Annotated in this window: 17 protein-coding genes; 6 read left to right on the forward strand and 11 right to left on the reverse strand. The window is 70.6% G+C overall.

Annotated elements, in window-relative coordinates; all coding sequences use genetic code 11:
• Positions 1 to 31: 31 nt before the first annotated feature.
• Positions 32 to 922, reverse strand: coding sequence for a GrpB family protein (locus BK819_RS16310; RefSeq protein WP_256209355.1), 891 nt, complete (start codon positions 920 to 922; stop codon positions 32 to 34).
• 237 nt (positions 923 to 1,159) lie between these two features.
• Between BK819_RS16310 and BK819_RS03520 the strand changes: the two genes are divergently transcribed.
• Entirely contained in the window at positions 1,160 to 1,912 is a 753-nt protein-coding gene (locus tag BK819_RS03520; RefSeq protein WP_071327875.1) for an SDR family NAD(P)-dependent oxidoreductase, read from the forward strand.
• A 168-nt stretch (positions 1,913 to 2,080) separates the two neighbouring features.
• Here the strand turns inward: BK819_RS03520 and BK819_RS03525 are convergent, their stop codons facing one another.
• Together BK819_RS03525 and BK819_RS03530 are read right to left on the reverse strand one after the other, a co-directional pair.
• Positions 2,081 to 2,407 (reverse strand): hypothetical protein, encoded by a 327-nt coding sequence (locus BK819_RS03525; protein WP_071327876.1) that lies wholly within the window; start codon positions 2,405 to 2,407, stop codon positions 2,081 to 2,083.
• A 69-nt stretch (positions 2,408 to 2,476) separates the two neighbouring features.
• Positions 2,477 to 2,923 carry a MarR family winged helix-turn-helix transcriptional regulator gene (locus BK819_RS03530; RefSeq protein ID WP_071327877.1) on the reverse strand — a complete coding sequence of 149 codons (447 nt, stop codon included), beginning with the start codon at positions 2,921 to 2,923 and terminating at the stop codon, positions 2,477 to 2,479.
• Positions 2,924 to 3,053: 130 nt separating this feature from the next.
• On the opposite strand from BK819_RS03530, the gene BK819_RS03535 reads away from it, so the two are divergent.
• The 3 genes from BK819_RS03535 (at position 3,054) to BK819_RS03545 (ending at position 5,531) form a co-directional block, all read left to right on the forward strand.
• A complete protein-coding gene (locus tag BK819_RS03535) occupies positions 3,054 to 3,290 on the forward strand; it encodes a hypothetical protein (protein WP_071327878.1) in 237 nt (78 codons plus the stop codon).
• On the forward strand, positions 3,287 to 3,832 hold the full coding sequence (locus BK819_RS03540; protein WP_071327879.1) for a MarR family winged helix-turn-helix transcriptional regulator: 546 nt from the start codon (positions 3,287 to 3,289) through the stop codon (positions 3,830 to 3,832). The genes BK819_RS03535 and BK819_RS03540 overlap by 4 nt, the downstream gene beginning before the upstream one ends.
• A 115-nt stretch (positions 3,833 to 3,947) precedes the next feature.
• Positions 3,948 to 5,531 carry an SDR family oxidoreductase gene (locus tag BK819_RS03545; RefSeq protein WP_071327880.1) on the forward strand — a complete coding sequence of 528 codons (1,584 nt, stop codon included), beginning with the start codon at positions 3,948 to 3,950 and terminating at the stop codon, positions 5,529 to 5,531.
• 18 nt (positions 5,532 to 5,549) lie between these two features.
• Here BK819_RS03545 and BK819_RS03550 read toward each other — a convergent pair whose 3' ends face one another.
• The 8 genes from BK819_RS03550 to BK819_RS03585 all read right to left on the reverse strand — a co-directional run bounded on the left by BK819_RS03550 (position 5,550) and on the right by BK819_RS03585 (position 14,785).
• Positions 5,550 to 7,511 carry a BCCT family transporter gene (locus tag BK819_RS03550; RefSeq protein WP_071327881.1) on the reverse strand — a complete coding sequence of 654 codons (1,962 nt, stop codon included), beginning with the start codon at positions 7,509 to 7,511 and terminating at the stop codon, positions 5,550 to 5,552.
• A 126-nt stretch (positions 7,512 to 7,637) separates the two neighbouring features.
• Entirely contained in the window at positions 7,638 to 9,335 is a 1,698-nt protein-coding gene (locus tag BK819_RS03555) for an AarF/ABC1/UbiB kinase family protein (RefSeq protein WP_071327882.1), read from the reverse strand.
• Between the two features lie 45 nt (positions 9,336 to 9,380).
• Complete coding sequence (locus BK819_RS03560) at positions 9,381 to 10,004, reverse strand: PadR family transcriptional regulator (RefSeq protein ID WP_071328078.1); 624 nt, start codon at positions 10,002 to 10,004, stop codon at positions 9,381 to 9,383.
• 71 nt (positions 10,005 to 10,075) lie between these two features.
• A complete protein-coding gene (locus tag BK819_RS03565; protein WP_071327883.1) occupies positions 10,076 to 10,987 on the reverse strand; it encodes an ROK family protein in 912 nt (303 codons plus the stop codon).
• Positions 10,984 to 11,667, reverse strand: coding sequence for an N-acetylmannosamine-6-phosphate 2-epimerase (locus BK819_RS03570; protein ID WP_071327884.1), 684 nt, complete (start codon positions 11,665 to 11,667; stop codon positions 10,984 to 10,986). The genes BK819_RS03565 and BK819_RS03570 overlap by 4 nt, the downstream gene beginning before the upstream one ends.
• Complete coding sequence (locus tag BK819_RS03575; protein ID WP_025104068.1) at positions 11,664 to 12,530, reverse strand: carbohydrate ABC transporter permease; 867 nt, start codon at positions 12,528 to 12,530, stop codon at positions 11,664 to 11,666. The genes BK819_RS03570 and BK819_RS03575 overlap by 4 nt, the downstream gene beginning before the upstream one ends.
• A complete protein-coding gene (locus tag BK819_RS03580; RefSeq protein ID WP_083391638.1) occupies positions 12,517 to 13,485 on the reverse strand; it encodes a carbohydrate ABC transporter permease in 969 nt (322 codons plus the stop codon). The genes BK819_RS03575 and BK819_RS03580 overlap by 14 nt, the downstream gene beginning before the upstream one ends.
• Before the next feature lie 10 nt (positions 13,486 to 13,495).
• The gene (locus tag BK819_RS03585; protein WP_071327885.1) at positions 13,496 to 14,785 is read right to left on the reverse strand and encodes an ABC transporter substrate-binding protein; all 1,290 of its coding nucleotides are present in this window, start codon (positions 14,783 to 14,785) and stop codon (positions 13,496 to 13,498) included.
• A 127-nt stretch (positions 14,786 to 14,912) separates the two neighbouring features.
• On the opposite strand from BK819_RS03585, the gene BK819_RS03590 reads away from it, so the two are divergent.
• Together BK819_RS03590 and BK819_RS03595 are read left to right on the forward strand one after the other, a co-directional pair.
• Positions 14,913 to 15,629 carry a GntR family transcriptional regulator gene (locus tag BK819_RS03590; RefSeq protein WP_071327886.1) on the forward strand — a complete coding sequence of 239 codons (717 nt, stop codon included), beginning with the start codon at positions 14,913 to 14,915 and terminating at the stop codon, positions 15,627 to 15,629.
• A 39-nt stretch (positions 15,630 to 15,668) separates the two neighbouring features.
• The gene (locus tag BK819_RS03595) at positions 15,669 to 17,171 is read left to right on the forward strand and encodes a DUF4127 family protein (protein WP_177173781.1); all 1,503 of its coding nucleotides are present in this window, start codon (positions 15,669 to 15,671) and stop codon (positions 17,169 to 17,171) included.
• The last annotated feature ends 19 nt before the right edge of the window (positions 17,172 to 17,190 follow it).

Below are 17,190 nucleotides of genomic sequence, written 5' to 3' on the forward strand. Positions count from 1 at the left end.
TCGCGGGCGTGTCAAGAGTGCTTCGCGGCACTCACGCCCCAGCCCTGCCCGGCACCCACCCGGTCGCCCGCGCCCAGGCCTCCATCTCCCCCTGCGCCCGGTCGAACCAGTGGTCCTTCGCCCGCGCGTAGTCGTCGAAGTCGCGGTCGTCCCGGTGCGCGGAGGCCAGCGCGGTCTTGAGCGCCGCGTACTCGTCGCGCGCCTCCGGGTCCGCCCGCAGCCAGTCCCGGAACAGGAGGGCGTACCGCGCGTTCGACGCCTCGACGCGCCGCACATGCACGATCGCCCGCGCCCTGGCGTCCACGCTCGCGAACAGGCGTTTCGCCCACTCGTCCTGGTTGCCGCCGCACCGCGCGTTGTCGCGGGAGACGCCCGGCGCGTCCGGCACGATGCGCTGCACGTTCACGAAGCCGGCGTCCCCGAGGCGCTGCTCCGCGGCATCCGCGTCCGCGAGGTCGCGCACCCCCACCTGGAGGTCGATGATCGGTTTGGCGCGCAGCCCTGGCACGGCCGTCGAGCCGATGTGATCGACCCGCACCGGGACGCCGTCGAACGCCGAGGCGACGCGGGCGCCGAGGCGAGCGGCATCCGCCGCCCAGCGCGGCGACCACGACTCGAGGATCGGCGGCGTGTCTGGAGGGAGTCGCCGAGCCCTCCGGCGCTCCTCGACCTCCGCCGCTCGGGCGAGGAAGCGGGACAGGCCCTCCTCGTCGCCGTCCGCGAGAAGCCCGTCGCACCAGGCGGGGCCAGACACATCGCCGACGCCGAGCACGAGATGAGCCGTTGCGGAGGCGTGCGCCAGTGCAGCCGCATCGACGGGCCCGAGTCCCGTCACGACCGCATCGGGCCGCGCCGCACGCAGGCGGCGCACGACCGCGCCATGACCCTCCCCGACGACGACCAGAGCGAGGGGCGAGAACACGTCGACCCTCGGAGAGCCTTCCGAATCATCTGCGAGCGGGTGCACTGGTCGCCTCCTCGGGATTCGTCCCGCCGGAATCGGTCCTCCCGCGGCAGACGGTTCCCACAGCGTAGCCAGGCGGCCGAGCATCTCCATTCACATGAATCCACACCGGTATTCCGGGCGTAGGCTGGAGGGAAGGACGGACCGTCCGAGAAGATCTCCCGGCACCGCGCCCGCCCGGGAAGGAGCCCGAAAGTGGCTCAGTACGACGTCTCGAACCGCTCGGCGATCGTGACGGGAGCGGGCAGCGGCATCGGCCGCGCGGTCGCCCTGCTGCTGGCGCAGAACGGCGCGGCGGTGGTGGTGAACGACCTGAACGCGGAGCACGCGAACGCGGTCGTCGAGGAGATCCGCGCCGCCGGCGGCACCGCGGAGGCGTCGGTCGGCGACGCGACGGACCCGGCCTGGATCGCCTCGTCGGTCGAGCTCGCCAACTCGCTCGCTCCGCTCCGCATCGGCGTCAACAACGCCGGCATCGGCGGCGCGACGGCACCCACCGCGGACTACGAGGAAGACGCGTGGGACAAGGTGATCGCCATCAACCTCAACGCCGTGTTCCGCAACATGAAGGCGCAGATCCCGTCGATCCTCTCCAATGGCGGCGGCTCGGTCGTGAACATCGCCTCGATCCTCGGCAGCGTCGGCTTCGCAGGCTCCCCCGCCTACGTCACCGCCAAGCACGGCGTCGTCGGCATGACGAAGACCGCCGCCCTCGAGTACTCGGCGCAGGGCGTCCGCGTGAACTCGGTCGGCCCCGGCTTCATCGACACCCCGCTCCTGGCGAACATGGGCGACGAGGCGAAGGACTTCCTCGTGTCGAAGCACCCGATCGGGCGCCTCGGCCAGGCCGAGGAGGTCGCGAACCTCGTGGTGTTCCTCGCGAGCGACGCCGCGAGCTTCATCACCGGCAGCTACCACCTGGTCGACGGCGGTTACACCGCCCTCTGACGAAGAAACGGCATCCGGCTGCCGGGAACCCGAATCCCGGCGGCCGGATGCCGCGGTCGGCGATCGAGAGCCCCCGCTCCGTTCTCGCCGTAGCCGTCACCGTCCGGGAATCCGAGAGCCCTTGAAGAGGATCCCGAGGCGGTGAGGCAGGTCTGCACCCCTCCGTGATCAGGCGGACAGCGCGTGCAGTTCGCGCGATACCGCATCGAGCGCGAGCTCGGGGTCGGTGAGGTCGAGCCCGCCGGTCGAACCCGCGGCCTGCATGAGACGGGCCAGCAGCGGCCGCTGGAGGGTGACCGGTGTCTCGACGACGAAGCGGATCGGGATGGACGCGTGGATCCACAGCGTCTCGGTGCGGTCGGCGCCCGTCTGTACCGTGAGCGCGAACGGCTCGTTGCGACGCAACTTGGTGACGGTGGCCGCGCGAAGGTGGGCGAGCAGCTCGTCGTCGATCTCGATCGGCTCGGCGAGGTTCGCGTAAGTGAGGGTTCCCATGATCTTCTCCTCGTGGCAGAAAAGCTGGACGAGGATAGTTTACTAGTTTAACTAGTTAAATCAAATCGATCAGGGGAGATCGCCGAGTTCGTCGGTCAGGCGGCGCAGGAAGCGGGAGATCACGGTCGCCTCCTCTGCGGTGAACTCGCCTTCGATGGCGGCCACGCGCTGCGCCAGCTCGTCGCCCTGTCCGTGCAGATCGCGAAGGGACGGCCGGAGGACCTTGGACCGCGCATCCAGGGGGTGCGGCGCGACGACGATCTGCCCACGCTCGGACATCCGTCGCACGACGCTCGTGACGGCGGCCGTGCTGATGCCGAGGTAGGTGGCGAGTTCACGGGGAGTGACGGGCTTCTCGACGGGCGCGGTGCTGATGAAGTGCATCGCCGCACGGTCGGTATCGTTGGGTTCGCGCCGTGCGGCGAGACGGCGGTTCAACTGCGCGTCGGCGCGACGGAAGTCATCGACATCGCGCGCGAGCGCTGAGGTCGTGACGTCGGTGCTCGTGTTTCCCATGCAGAGTTCCTCCTTCCCCGAACCCCCATGGTACCTCGACAACCTGACAGTAAGGCTGTCTAGCGATATCGGGTGCGACCAGGGACTTCCGGAGGTGCGATGATGGAAACCCTGCCCCCGAAAGGATGCCATGCCCGAGCCACTGAGTCTCGAGGAGGCGTCGTACATCCGCTACGCCGATCTGCTCGCACGTCTGGAGGAACTGTTCCCCTCCGTCCCGCGACGACGGATCGAGCAGATCATCGGCGCCGAGACCGATGCGATCACGGGCGGGCTTCTGCGCATCGTCCCAGCCGAGGTCGAGACCGGCGCGATGGAGATGCTCGAGCGGGAGGCCGGTTCCAGCGACGAAGGAGAGGTCGCGTGACCGACAGCACCGGCGAGTTCCACGCCTCCGGGTACTGGTACCCCGACAGCGAGCGCGCCACCACGGTCGACGTGCTCAACATGCTGCGGCGGTACCGCAGCGCCGAGACGGCGATGCGCGCCCGCACGCGCGCGTCCATGGGGATGAACGAGACCGACCTCGTCGCCCTCCGGTTCCTGTTGCGCGAGCAGAAGGCCGGGCGCATCGTGCGGCCCATCGATCTGGCGCGCATGCTCGACATCTCCACCGCGTCGACGACCACGCTCATCGACCGGCTGGAGAAGGGCGGGCACGCCCGCCGCGAACCGCACCCGACCGACCGCCGCGCCGGGATCGTCGTGCCCACTGTCAGCAGCGACGACGAGGTGCGCGCGACACTCGGTGCGATGCACCGTCGGATGCTCTCCCTCGTGGACGACCTCTCCGATGAGGAGCGTGTGGTCGTCATGCGGTTCCTCGTCGGGATGACCGCCGCGATCCAGGAGGCCGCCGAGGCGGACGCCGTGCACGGTGGCGCCGACCTCGCGGACGAGCCGGCCTAGTCCGACGCTTTCCGCGGACGACGCGTGTCCAGGAAGCCCGCGACCATGTCGTGACGGCGACGCTCCGGGGCGCAAGCCCGTACCGCATGTCGGCCCCGGGATCTACGCTCGGAGCATGAGCGAGCTCACCCAGCCCACCGGTCGCGAAGACGCCCTGCGGGCGGTCCCCCGCGACGACGGCTCCGCGCCCCGCGCCCTCGTGCTCGGCGCCACCGGATACATCGGCGGCCGTCTGACCCCGCGCCTGCTGAACGCCGGCTACCGGGTCCGGGTCCTCGCGCGGGACGCCGTCCGCGCCGCCTCCTTCGGCTGGGGCGAGGAGTGCGAGATCGTCGAGGGGTCCGCCGACGACGAGCACGCCGTGGCCTCCGCGATGGACGAGGTCGATGTCGTGTACTACCTCATCCACTCCATGTCGGCCGGCAAGGGTTTCGAGGAGAGCGACGAGCGCGCGGCGACCACCGTCGCCACCGCGGCCGCCCGGGCCGGGGTGCGGCGGATCGTGTATCTCGGCGGCCTGCATCCAGACGACGTGAAGCTCTCCCCGCACCTCCGCTCCCGGGTCCACGTCGGCGAGATCTTCCTGGAGTCCGGGGTGCCCACCCTCGTCCTGCAGGCGGGCGTGGTGATCGGCTCCGGGTCGGCGTCCTTCGAGATGATCCGACACCTCACCGATGTGCTGCCCTACATGCCGGCGCCGAAGTGGGTGCGCAACCGCATCCAGCCCATCGCCGTGCGCGACGTGCTGCACTACCTGCTCGGTGCGGCACGGGTCGACGACCGGGTGAATCGCGCGGTCGACATCGGCGGCCCGGACGTGCTGCGCTACGGCCAGATGATGAACGGGTACGCGGTGGAGGCCGGACTGCGGCAGCGCGCCATCGCGGCCCTTCCGGTGCTGACCCCCGAGCTCGCCTCGCACTGGGTGAACCTCGTGACGCCGGTGCCGCGCTCCATCGCCCGGCCCCTCGTCGCCTCGCTGCAGAACGAGTGCATCATGAAGGACCACGCCGTCGACACGCTCATCCCGCGGCCCGAGGGCGGACTCACGCCGTATCGCCGCTCCGTGGCGCTGGCCCTCGGCCGGGTGGACGCGGACGCCGTGGAGACGAGCTGGCAGGACGCCGAGGTGACCGGCGCCCCGAGCGACCCGCTGCCGAGCGACCCGGACTGGGCCGGACGCACCGTGTTCACGGACAAGCGCTCCGTCGCGACCCGCGCGTCCGTCACGGAGCTGTGGCGCGTCATCCTCGGGATCGGCGGGGAGAACGGGTGGTACTCGTCGCCGCTGCTCTGGGCGGTGCGGGGGCTCATGGACCGCGTGGTCGGCGGCGTGGGCCTGCGCCGCGGACGCCGCAGCCGCACCGCCGCCCGGGTCGGGGATGCGATCGACTTCTGGCGCGTCGAGGCGGTCGATCAGACCGAGGACGGCCATCTGCTGCGGCTCCGCGCCGAGATGAAGGTGCCGGGCGAGGCGTGGCTGGAACTGCGCGCGGTGCCCGAAGGCGACGGTGCCCGCTACGAGCAGCGTGCCGTGTTCTTCCCCCGCGGGCTCCTCGGCCGGCTGTACTGGCTCGCCGTGCTGCCCTTCCACGGGCTCATCTTCTCCGGCATGGCCGCCCGGATCACCGCGGCCGCCGAGACAGGCGACCACGCCGCTTCAGGCGTCCTGCGAGAGGACATGCCTGACCCGGCGTGAGCGCCTGAGCTCTCGCGTTCAGTCCTTGTCGGCAGGGGCGTCCATCGCGGCATCGACGGCGGCGTCCACCTCGGCCGGCGGGATGATGTCGATCGCCTCGGTCGCGGCCTCGTACACCTCGGCGAGGGTGTCATCGACAGTGTCCTCGTCGATCCAGGCGAGGTCGTCCTCCGAGTGGTCGTACTCGACGGGCACGAGGGCGAAGTCGTCGCCGTACTCCTCGAGCCCGGCCATGACGCTGTGGCGGACGGCGGCCCGGGCGTAGCGGTCGCGCAGGATCAGCGGATCGCGTCGCAGGTCCTTCATGAACGCGATCATCATGAACGTCATGATGATCGCGAACGGCAGCGCCGCGATGATCGTGGCGTTCTGCAGCGACTGCAGTCCGCTGCCCTCGGCGCCGCTGACGAGCAGCACCGCCGCGATCACACCGACCAGCACACCCCAGACCACCGCGACCCAGCGGGACGGCTCCGGGCGGCCCTGCTGGGACAGCGTGCCCATGACGAGCGAGGCCGAGTCGGCGCCCGTGATGAAGAAGATCGCGATGAGGAGGATGAGGACGATGCTGGTGATGAGCGGGAACGGCAGGTTCTCCAACACCCCGAACAGCACCTCCTCCGGCGGGTCGACGGTGAGCCCTGCGCCGTCCATCTGCTGCTGGATCGCCGTGGTCCCGAAGATCGCGAACCACACGAGCGAGATGGCGGACGGCACCACGATGACGACCGACACGAACTGACGGAGGGTGCGTCCGCGGGAGATCTTCGCGATGAACATGCCGACGAACGGCGACCAGGAGATCCACCACGCCCAGTAGAAGATCGTCCAGCTCGACAGGAAGGCCTGCGCGGCCTCGCCCTGCGATGCGGAGCGGCCGATCATGGTCGGCAGATCGCCGAGGAACTGCACGGCGACCGACGGGATCACATTGAGGATCAGCAGCGTCGGACCGACGAAGAACACGAAGAACGCGAGCAGGATCGCGACGACGGCGTTGATGTTCGACAGCGCCCGGATGCCCTTGGAGACGCCGGAGACAGCGGAGGCGATGAAGCACGCCGTGAGCACCGCGATCACCGCGATGAGGATGCCGTTGCCGAGCGGGCCGATGCCGCTGACGAGCTCGACACCGTGGCCGATCTGCAGCGCCCCGAGACCGAGGGAGGCGGCCGTGCCGAACAGCGTCACGATGATGGAGAAGATGTCGATCGTGCGGCCGACCGGACCCGTCGTGCGGTTCTCGCCGAGCAGCGGGGCGAAGATCGAGGAGATCAGCGGCGTGCGCCCGCGGCGGTAGGCGCCGTAGGCGATGGCGCCACCGACGAGCGCGTAGAACGCCCAGGCCTGCGGACCCCAGTGGTAGAGCACCTGGGCCTGCGCCGTGTGCATGGCCTCGAGGGTGTTCGCCTCGACGGTGCCCGGTGGCGGGTTCTCGAAGAACGTCAGCGGCTCGGCGGCGCCCCAGAACACCAGGCCGATGCCCATGCCCGCCGCGAAGAGCATGGAGATCCACGAGAACATCGAGAACTCGGGCTCCTCGTCGTCGCGGCCGAGCGGGATGCGCCCGTACTTGCTGAAGCCGACGAACAGCATGAATACGAGGATGATCGTGGCGATCGTCGTGAAGAAGAAGCCGAAGTACTCGACCACCCAGGCGAGGACCGTGCTCGTGGTGCCGGCGAGGTTGTCCCCCGCGAACACGCCCCACGCGATGAAGGCGAGGGCGAAGGCGGCGGCGACGCCGAAGACGAGCGGATCGGTGCGGTAGGTGCGTCCCGTCTCCTCGACCGACACCCCGGGAACCAGCGCCGGGTGCACGCTGCGCGGCGGGACCGTCGTGATGTCGCGGACGATCTTGCGCGCCGTCTCGGAGGCCTTCGCGGCTTGGCGGTGCGTCCCGGTCACGACGGCGTCGGTGCGCGGACGGGTCGGGGATCCTGCGGAGCGTTCGGTGGGCTTCTCGTCAGGCGTGTCCATGAGAGACCATCTTTCCACCTGCGCGGGCTCAGGCGAACGCGGCAGATCAGGCGCTCCCGCGCAGGAGCGCCTGATTCCGCGCGTTCGCCTGTTCCGGCGGGGCCGCCGGGCGGGGCCTGGCGGGGGTCAGCGGGGGCGGCGGCGGCCCAGGAAGAGGGCACCGAGGAGCGGGAGCACCGAGACCCACAGCAGGGTGATGCCCAGCGGCGGGAGCGGACCGACGAGCAGCGCCCCGCCGATGAGCATCGCGGCGAACAGCACGCCGGAGGCGATCCGCCGTGCGATGCCCTCCAGCCGGTCGAGGCGGCGCTCCAGACGCGAGGTGTCGAAGGAGACGTTGCCGTCGTCGACGCGGGTGATGATGTCGTCGATGCGCTTCGGGAGCCGCCAGGTCGTGGCCGCGTTCGCCATCGCCTGCTCCGCCATGTCCTGCATGAGGGTGCCGGACTCGTCGCGGAGCAACCGCGCGGCATACGGCTCGGCCGCGTCCCACACGTTGAACGCCGGATCGAGGCTGCTGCACATGCCGGAGGTGAGGGACACGGCCCGGATGAGGAGCAGCATGTCCTCGGGGAGCTGCAGCGGAAGCCGCCGCACCATGTCGCCGAACTCCTCGGCGAAGTCGGTGAACTCCCGCGGGTCGACCCGGCTCAGTTCCGCGAACCCCATCCCGCCGAAGCGCGCGAAGAGGGCGGTCAGCGCCCGCTCCAGCTCGCCCGTGTCGGCCGTGGGGAGCAGCACGCCGATCTCCTTCGCAGCGCGGACGAGGCCGCGGCTGTCCCGCGCTGTCACCGCGATGAGGAGGGTCCGCAGTCCCTGCCGGAGGTTGTCGGAGACCTCGGCCATCATGCCGAAGTCGATGAACGTCAGACGGAAGCCCCCCGGGGTCCCTGAGCCTGTCGAAGGGACGGGCGTGACGAAGATGTTGCCGGGGTGCGGGTCGGCGTGCACGAACCGGTGCGTGAAGACCTGGTCGAACATGACCTCGGCGAAGGCATCGGCGACCGCGGAGGGGTCGATGCCCGCCGCCCGGAGCGCCGCGGTGTCGTTGATCTTGATCGCCGTCACGTCGGACAGCGTGAGCACCCGGCGGGTCGTGCGCTCCCAGACGATCTCCGGAGCGGCCACGCGCGGGTCGTCGGCGAAGTTCTCGCGGAACCGCTCGGCACTGCGGGCTTCGTGGAGGTAATCGATCTCCTCGAGGCTCGTGACGGCGAACTCCTCCACGAGGGCGGGGGCGTCCACGCGGTCGGCCACGATCCGGACCCGCGTGAGCCATCGCGCGACCCGGCGGAGGGCGGCGAGGTCGACGGCGACGATCTCGTCGATGCCCGGGCGCTGCACCTTGACCACGACCTCGTCGAGCCCGGTGTCCTCCGCGTCGAGCGCGGAGAGGCGGGCACGGTGCACCTGGCCGAGGGAGGCGGCCGCGACGGGGGTGTCGTCGAACCAGGTGTACACACGCTCGAGCGGCATGCCCAGTTCGGCCTCCGCGAGCGCCCGGATCTGCGGGGTGGGCACGGCGGGAACCTCGTCCTGCAGCCCCTCCAGCTCGGCCGTGATCTCCGGCGGGAGCACATCGAGGCGCGAGGACATGAACTGCCCGACCTTGATCATGAGGCCGCCGAGCTCGATCGCGAGCGTGTGGAATCGGCGCGCGAACCGCTGCATGCGGCGGGCGCGCGTGCGATCCGCGACGGACGACAGCCCGAACCGCGGAAGGACGAGCTCGAACCACCAGATCTTGAGGAACTCACGGCTCGCGAACGACAGGATGCGGCGGTACCGGGCTCGGTGAGGACCCTGTGCCGCCGCTGCCGTCATCGCGTCATCCTTCCGCCGTTCCGCGCCGGAGGCCGCACGACGCGGTCAGTCCTGAGCGAGGATCGTGTACAGCCTACGGCGGGCCTCGTCGAGCACCTCGATGGCCTGCTGCACCTGCTCCGGCGAGCCGCTGCGCCCGACCTGCGCGGCCGCGGCGGCAAGGTCGACCCCGGCCTTGGGCAGAGCGCTGTACCGGGCGTCGCGGCTGCGGTCCTTGTCGGAGGACGGCACCCACGGCGGGGTCTCGGTGCTCTCCGCGGCGACGGCCCGGCCGGCCTCGGTGAGGGCGTAGGTCTTGCGGCCGTTCTGCTCCTCGGCCTCGATCAGGCCCTCGTCGGCGAGGAGCTGGAGCGTCGGGTAGACGGAGCCGGCGCTCGGCTTCCAGGTGCCGCCGCTGCGCTCGGCGATCTCGTTGATGATCTGGTAGCCGTGCATCGGTCGCTCGGCGAGGAGCGAGAGGACGGCGGCGCGCACGTCGCCGCGGGCCATGCGGGACCCGCCGGACGGACGCGACTCGAACGACTTGCGGAGCTGGTCCATCGCCTCGAACAGCGCTCCGGCCGGACCCTGCGAGCCGCCGAAGAGGTTGCCGAGGCCGCCGGCGAAGTCGCCGCCGTTGCTGCCGTTGCCGCTGCCGCCGAACGGGGTGGAGGGGAATGCGTTGTTCATGATGACCTCCCAGTCGTGAACGATACTCAACGATATATCGTTAACGCTGAATGCGGGGTGGGAACCCGGACTCAGACCGGTGCCAGCACCGCGGCCCCGGTGACGGTCGCATCGACCCCGAGCTCCGCGGATCGCACGTGGGCGGTCGACGGCCCCGGCATCGCCGCCGCGCGGTAGGCGCGGGCGACCCCGGCGAGATACCGCTCCCCGATGGCCGCCACGCCGCCGCCGACGGCGACGACCTCCATGTCCAGGAGCGCCTGCGCCCCGGCGAGCGAGCGGCCGAGGAACGCCGCACCCTCCGCGATCACCTCCTCGGCGACCGCATCCCCGGCACGAGCGGCCGCGTCCACCTCCCGCAATGTGCGCGCCACGCCGGTGCGCTCGCGGTACGTCTGCTCCAATGCCGGACCGGAGGCCACGGCCTCGACGTGCCCGACCCCTCCGCAGCCGCAGCGACGCCCGGCCAGCTCCGGAGGGAGGGAGAGCTCGGTGTGCCCGACCGATCCCGCCGTGCCGGTCACACCCGCGCGGAGACCGTCCGGCAGGACGACGGCTCCCCCGATACCGGTGCCGACTGTGACCATCAGCAGACCGCGCGCTCCCCGACCCGCCCCTGCCGTGGCCTCCGCGACCGCCGCCGCGTGCACGTCGTTGACGACCGCCACCGGGGCATCGAGGGATCGGACGAGCGCCGCACGCAGCGGGAAGCCCGCCCAGCCGCTGATCGCATCGGTCGCGGAGGTGATGCCGCCGTCCTGATCGACCACGCCCGCGGTGCCCACGCCGACCGCCGCGAGCCGCTCCCCGCCGCGGATCGCATCGATCGCCTCGACGACCGCCCGCACGATGGCCTCGCCACCCTCCCGGGCCGGCGTCGGCAGGGTGTGCACGGCGGTGGCGCGACGGCGCGCCCCGCCCGGCTCCGCACGGAACCCGGCGACGGCGATCTTCGTGCCGCCGATGTCGACCCCGACGATCACACCCGCTCCCGGGCGGCCGGCGTCGCCGCGACGAACCGACGCGTGAGGGCAATCGGGTCGGTGATCGCTCCGCCGACGACGACCGCGAAGGCCCCGGCGTCGAAGGCCGCGCGCACCTGCGCAGGGGTCTGGTAGCGCCCCTCGGCGATGGTCGGGATCCCCGCGGCGACGAGCGCGGCCACGAGGTCGAGGTCAGGGTCGTCCTGACGCGGCGAATGCGGGGTGTAGCCGGACAGGGTCGTGCCGACGACCGCCGCCCCCGCCGCCCAGGCGCGCTCGCCCTCCGCGACCGTCGACACGTCGGCCATCACCGGTCGCCCCGTCGCCGCGGCGATCTCCCCGATGAGCCGGAAGTCCGTGCCGAGCTGCTCCGTCGTGGCGTCCACCGCGATGATGTCGGCCCCGGCCTCCGCCAGCCCCGCGGCGAGCGCGCGTTCCGGGGTGATGACGTTGCGGACGCCGTTCCAGACCTTGTGGAGCCCGATGATCGGCGCATCGGTCACCGGTCGCACCCGACGGATGTCCTCCGGCCCGTTCAGCCGCAGGCCGCTCGCGCCGCCGAGCAGCGCCGACTCGGCGAGCGCGCCGATGACGTGGGTGTCTCTCGCGGGGGCACCAGCGGAGGCCTGAACCGAGGCGACGAGCCGGCCGCGGAGGAGGGCGAGGGATTCATGGGTCACTTGAGGGCTCCTGCACTGGCACCGCCGATGAAGAACTTCTGTCCGAGGAGGAAGATCGCCACCGCCGGGAGGGTGAACATCACGCACGCAGCCATGAGGGGCCCCCAGGCCACGTCGTTCTCCCCGAAGAAGGCGTACAGACCGATCGACAGCGTGTACGTGGACTGGTCGTTGAGGTAGATGAGGGGATTGAGGAAGTCGGTCCACGCCCAGACGAACTGGAAGATCGCGGCGGTCACGATGGCCGGACGCGCCAGCGGGAGCACGATCGTCGCATAGGTGCGGAACTCGGACGCACCGTCCAGACGGGCGGCCTCGATCAGCTCGTCCGGCACCGCGAGGAGGAACTGCCGGATCATGAAGATGAAGAACGGCGTGCCCAGGAACGCGGGGACGATGAGCGGGAGGTAGGTGTTCGTCGCCTCCAGCCCGTTCCACACGAGGAACAGCGGGATCAGCGTGACCTGCGGCGGCAGCATCATCGTGGCGAGCACGAGGATCAGGAGCGGACGAGCACCGCGCCACTTCACCTTCGCCAGCGCGTAGGCGACGAGGGGGCAGGAGATGACCGTGCCGAGGATGCTCATGCCCGAGACGAAGAGCGTGTTGGCGAGGTAGCGCCACACCGGGATCTGCGCGAACGCCTCGGCGAAGTTGGCCGTGGTCCACTCCGCGGGAAGCAGGGTGGGCGGGGAGGAGAAGACGTCGCCTGGTGTCTTGAACGCGGTCGACAGCATCACCAGCAGCGGGAACAGGAACAGCAGCGCGAGCAGCGTCACCGCGATCTGCTGCCGGACGCGGCGGAGCGTGCGCCGGGTGCGGCGGGGCCGGCGCACCGGTGCGGAGATGTCAGCGTGCACCATCGTGGACCCACTTCCTCGAGGTCGCGAGCACGATGAGGCTCACGGCGAGCGTGATGATGAACAGCGTCCACGCCATGGCGGAGGCGTAGCCCATCTTCAGGAACACGAACGCGTTCTGGTACAGGTACATCGCGTAGGAGAGCATCGACTGCCCCGGCCCCGAGCCCGCCTGATTGAGGCGCTCCTGCGACAGGATGTAGGGCTGCGTGAAGATCTGCAGGAACCCGATGATGCTCACGATCACCTGGAACAGGGTGACCGGGGAGACCGTGGGCCAGGTGACGTTCGTGAAGCGACGCCAGGCCCCCGCACCGTCGAGCTCGGCCGCCTCGTACAGCTCCTTCGGCACCTCCTGCAGGGCGGCGAGGTAGATGATCATGGTGCCGCCGACGGTCCACAGCGACATGAGGATGATGGCGGGCTTCGTCCACTCCGGCTGCTGCAGCCAGGCCGGCCCCTCGATGCCGAACCACGACAGGAAGTGGTTGATGAAGCCGTACTGGGCGTTCAGCAGCCAGCGCCACAGGTAGCCGCCGACGACGACCGGCACGATCGACGGGAGATACACGAGCGCGCGATAGAGCGGCTGGCCCCGCACGGGGGTGTTCAGCAGGTGCGCGCCGGCGAGCGCGATGCCGATCGCGAGCGGCACGCCGAACACCGTGAGCACGGCCGTGTTGGCGAGGGACTTCCAGAAGACCCCGTCGGCGAACATCTGGGTGTAGTTGTCCAGCCCCACCCACTCCGGCGCCTGGAACAGGTTGAAGTCCGTGAAGCTGTAGTACGCCGACGCCGCGATCGGATAGGCGAACAGGAACAGGAAGCCGACGATGAACGGCGACGCGAAGGCCAGGCCGATCAGCGTGGTCCGGCGGCTGCGGCGCCGCCGGACGGGAGCGCCGGGTCCGGCAGGAGCGTTCTCCTGCCGGACCCGGGGTGCTGTTGCCGTGGTCACGAGGACCGGCTCACTTCGAGGCGTAGGAGGCCATGCGCTCCTCGACGGTCGCGATCGCCTCCTCCGGGGTGGCGGTCAGTCGCACGACCTCGTCGAACGCGGTCGCGAGGTCGGTCGCGTACTCGGCGCTGTACGGACGGCTCGCCAGGGACTTCGCGTTCGGGGAGGACGCGGCCTCCGCCCAGACACCGAAGTCCTGCAGCTCGTCGAACGCGGCGCTGCCGGCGAGAGAGGAGCGGCCGGGGAGGTTGCCGAGGGCGACGGCGAACTTCTCCATGGGCTCGTCGCTCACGAGGTAGGCGAGGAAGGTGGCCGCCTCCTCCTTGTGCTTCGAGTTCGCGGGGATGAAGAGGGTGCTCGCGGTGACCTGCGTGCTGTTCTCCAGGTCGGGTGAGGCGGCGGGGATCGCGGTCACACCCCACTCGAAGTCGGGGGCGATCTTGGCGGCGCTGGCCGACCGCCACTCGCCGTCGATGATCATGGCGACCTGGCCGCTGAAGAAGGGGTCCTGCGCGGAGAGGTACTCGCCCTGACCGGACACGAACGTGGCCATGGCGTCGGCACCGACCGGCTCGATCACGTTGTCCTGATACCACTGCAGGGCCTCGATGTTCCCGTCTTCCGCGGGGGTCGGGCCGTCGTCGCCGTCCCAGCTCCCGCCAAACGCGTAGCCGAGGGTCGTGAGGGTGGTGCTGTCGTTCGCCGAGCCGAGTCCGAGCTGCGTGATCTTGCCCGACGCGTCCTTCTTGGTGAGCTTCGGGATGGCGGCGGCGAGCTCGTCCATCGTGGTCGGCGGGGTGACCCCGGCCTCCTCCAGGAGCTGCGGGTTGTAGAGCAGCTGGAAGCTGTGGATGGCGATCGGCAGCGAGTAGATCGTGCCGTCGTAGGTCATCTGCTCCATGGCGCTGGGGACGAAGTCGTCGACATCGATGCCCTCGGCGGCGATCGCCTCGTCGAGCGGTGCGAGGATGCCCTTCGAAGCCCAGGCGCCGACGGTGTTGCCGAAGTTGTCGGAGATGTCGAAGGAACCGTTCGACGACGACATCGACGTGAGCTGCTTCTGGGTGTCGGGGCTGGAGACACCCGTGACGACGATGTCGTCCTGGCTGGCGTTGAAGTCGGCGATGATCGCCTCCAGCGCCTTCGCCTCCTCCCCTCCCCACAGGTACGAGAACGTGATCTCGGTGGGGCCGTCCGCGTCACCGCCGCCGCCGGCGCAGCCGCTCAGGGCGACGATCGTCGCCGTGCCCACCGCCCCGGCGACCAGGACGCGTCGGCGCATGTTGTGCTTCACGTGCATGGGGATTCTCCGCTCATCGTTGACCGTGCAAAGGATTGGAATAGACCAATTAAGAACCGCTGAGAGGAGACATTGACACAATCCCGCGTGATCGTCAAGATTGGGTTAGTCCAAACGAGGGGGAACCATGGCGGCGATCGAGGGCGTCACGAAGCACGAACGCGTGCGGCGGCATCTGGAGGAGGTCATCGACCAGGGGCTCGCACCCCACGAGAAGCTGCCCACGGAGCGCGAGCTCGCGGAGTCGCTCGAGGTGAACCGGCAGACGGTGCGCCGCGCCCTCGACGAGCTCGAACGGGACGGCCTCGTGTACCGGCTGCAGGGGGCGGGCACCTTCGTGAGCGCCTCGCGGATCAGCAAGGCGTTCGAGCTGACCTCGTTCTCGGAGGACATGCTCGCCCGGAACATGAGGCCCGGCTCCCTCTCCGTCGACGTCGGCACCGCGGCGGCCGGGCAGACCGCAGGATACGCCTTGAACCTCAGCCCGCAGTCGCCCGTCGTCCGGATCCGCCGGGTGCGGACCGCCGACGACATCCCGATCTGCCTGGAGGTGTGCTCGATCGCGGCCGACGCGGTGCCGGGCCTGGAGGACGGCATCGAGGGCGACTCGCTCTACGACGACCTGCGCACCCGTTTCGGCATCACCGCCGTGCGCGCCGACCAGGAGATCCACGCGGTCGTCCTCGACGAGGAGCAGGCTGCCGCGCTGCAGACGCCGCCGTTCTCCCCCGCCTTCCTCGTGAAGCGCACGACCTACGACGCCCGCAGCCGTCCGATCGAGTACGCCGAGTCGGTGTACCGCGGCGACCGCTACTCGTATCTCGTCTCCATCGCCCGCCCCTGATCCCCGATCTGCGACCCCTTCACCGACGAAAGGCTCCTCGTGTCCGACCCGATCCTCCGCCCGCGCATCGCGCTGCTGCCCCTCGACGACCGCCCAGTGAACGTCAAGCTCCCGGGAGACGTCGCGGCCGTTGCCGGGGTGACCCTCGACGTTCCGCCTGCCGCGATCCTCCCCTCCTACCGGACCGCGGGCGACGCCGACGGGCTGGGTGCCTGGCTGCGCGAGCGTGCCGCGGACCCGGCCACGGTGCACCTGGTGGTGTCGGTGGACATGCTGCTCTACGGGGGACTCATCGCGAGCCGCACGAGTCACGACACCACCCGCGACGTGCTGGCGCGCCTGGACGTGCTGCGCGAGGTGCGGCGGATGCGGCCCGACCTGACGATCTCGGCGGTGTCGCTGGTGACCCGGGCGAGCAACTCCTACTCCGCGGCCGAGGAGCCGACCTACTGGACGGAGCACGGCAAGGAGATCCACGCGCTCGGCGGCGACGCGCACCGGCTGCTCGGCGAGACCGAGGTGCTGCCGCTCGACGAACTGACCCCGGTGCCGGCCGATGTGGTCTCCGACTACTCGTCGCGGCGGCTGCGCAACCACATCGTGAACCTCTCCACGCTCGGCCTCGTGGAGGATGAGACCCTCGACTTCCTGGCGATCACCGCCGATGACACCGCGCCCTTCGCCGCGGGCAGTGCAGAGCAGGTATGGCTCCGGCACTGGATGCGGATGCTGCCGTCGGGCCGCCAGGTGCTGATGTACCCGGGGGCGGACGAAGTGGGCGCGGCGCTGGTCGCCCGGGCCCTCGCGGCGAACGCCGGGGTGACCGCCTCGTTCTCGGTCGCCTGCGCGGACGCCGCCGGCATGGAGCGCATCCCGCCCTACGAGAACATGTCGCTCGCGGCGTCGGCGAGCCGGCAGATCCGCGCGGCAGGCGCCGAGGAGGTCGCCGCGGGAGGCGATGTCACCCTCGTGCTGCACGCCCCGGACCCCGACCGGCACGACATGTTCCGCGGGCGCCCGGAGGTCGTCGACGCGGAGGCCGTCGCGGGGACGGTCGCACTCGTGCGGGAGCGTCTGGACACCGGGGAGCACGTGGCCCTGGCCGACGTGCGCTACCCGAACGGCGCGGATGAGGCGCTCGTGCGCGCGCTGTCCGAGGCCGGACTGCTCGGGCGCCTGGAGGCCTTCGGCGGGTGGAACACCGCCGGGAACACGCTCGGCAGCGTCGTCGCGGTGGCCGCCGCCGGAGTGGTGGGCCGGGCCACCGGCTCCTTCGACGAGCGCGCCGCGCGGATCGCCCTGCTCACGCGGCTGCTCGACGATTTCGCCTACCAGGCCGTGGTGCGCACCGATGCGGGCCCCTCCCTCTTCCCCGACATCTACCCGATGGCCGAGGATGCGCAGGTCGCGACGGCGGAGCGCGTCATCCGTGCGGAGCTCACGGCCCTGCTGGAGTCGATGCTGCCCGCCGATGACGTGCGGATCGCGGAGCTGACCCTCCCCTGGCGGCGCTCGTTCGAGATCGGTCTCACCCTGCACTGATCCTCCGCGGCGTCGGCAT

This window comes from Microbacterium sp. LCT-H2, from assembly GCF_001866135.1.
GTDB lineage: Bacteria > Actinomycetota > Actinomycetes > Actinomycetales > Microbacteriaceae > Microbacterium.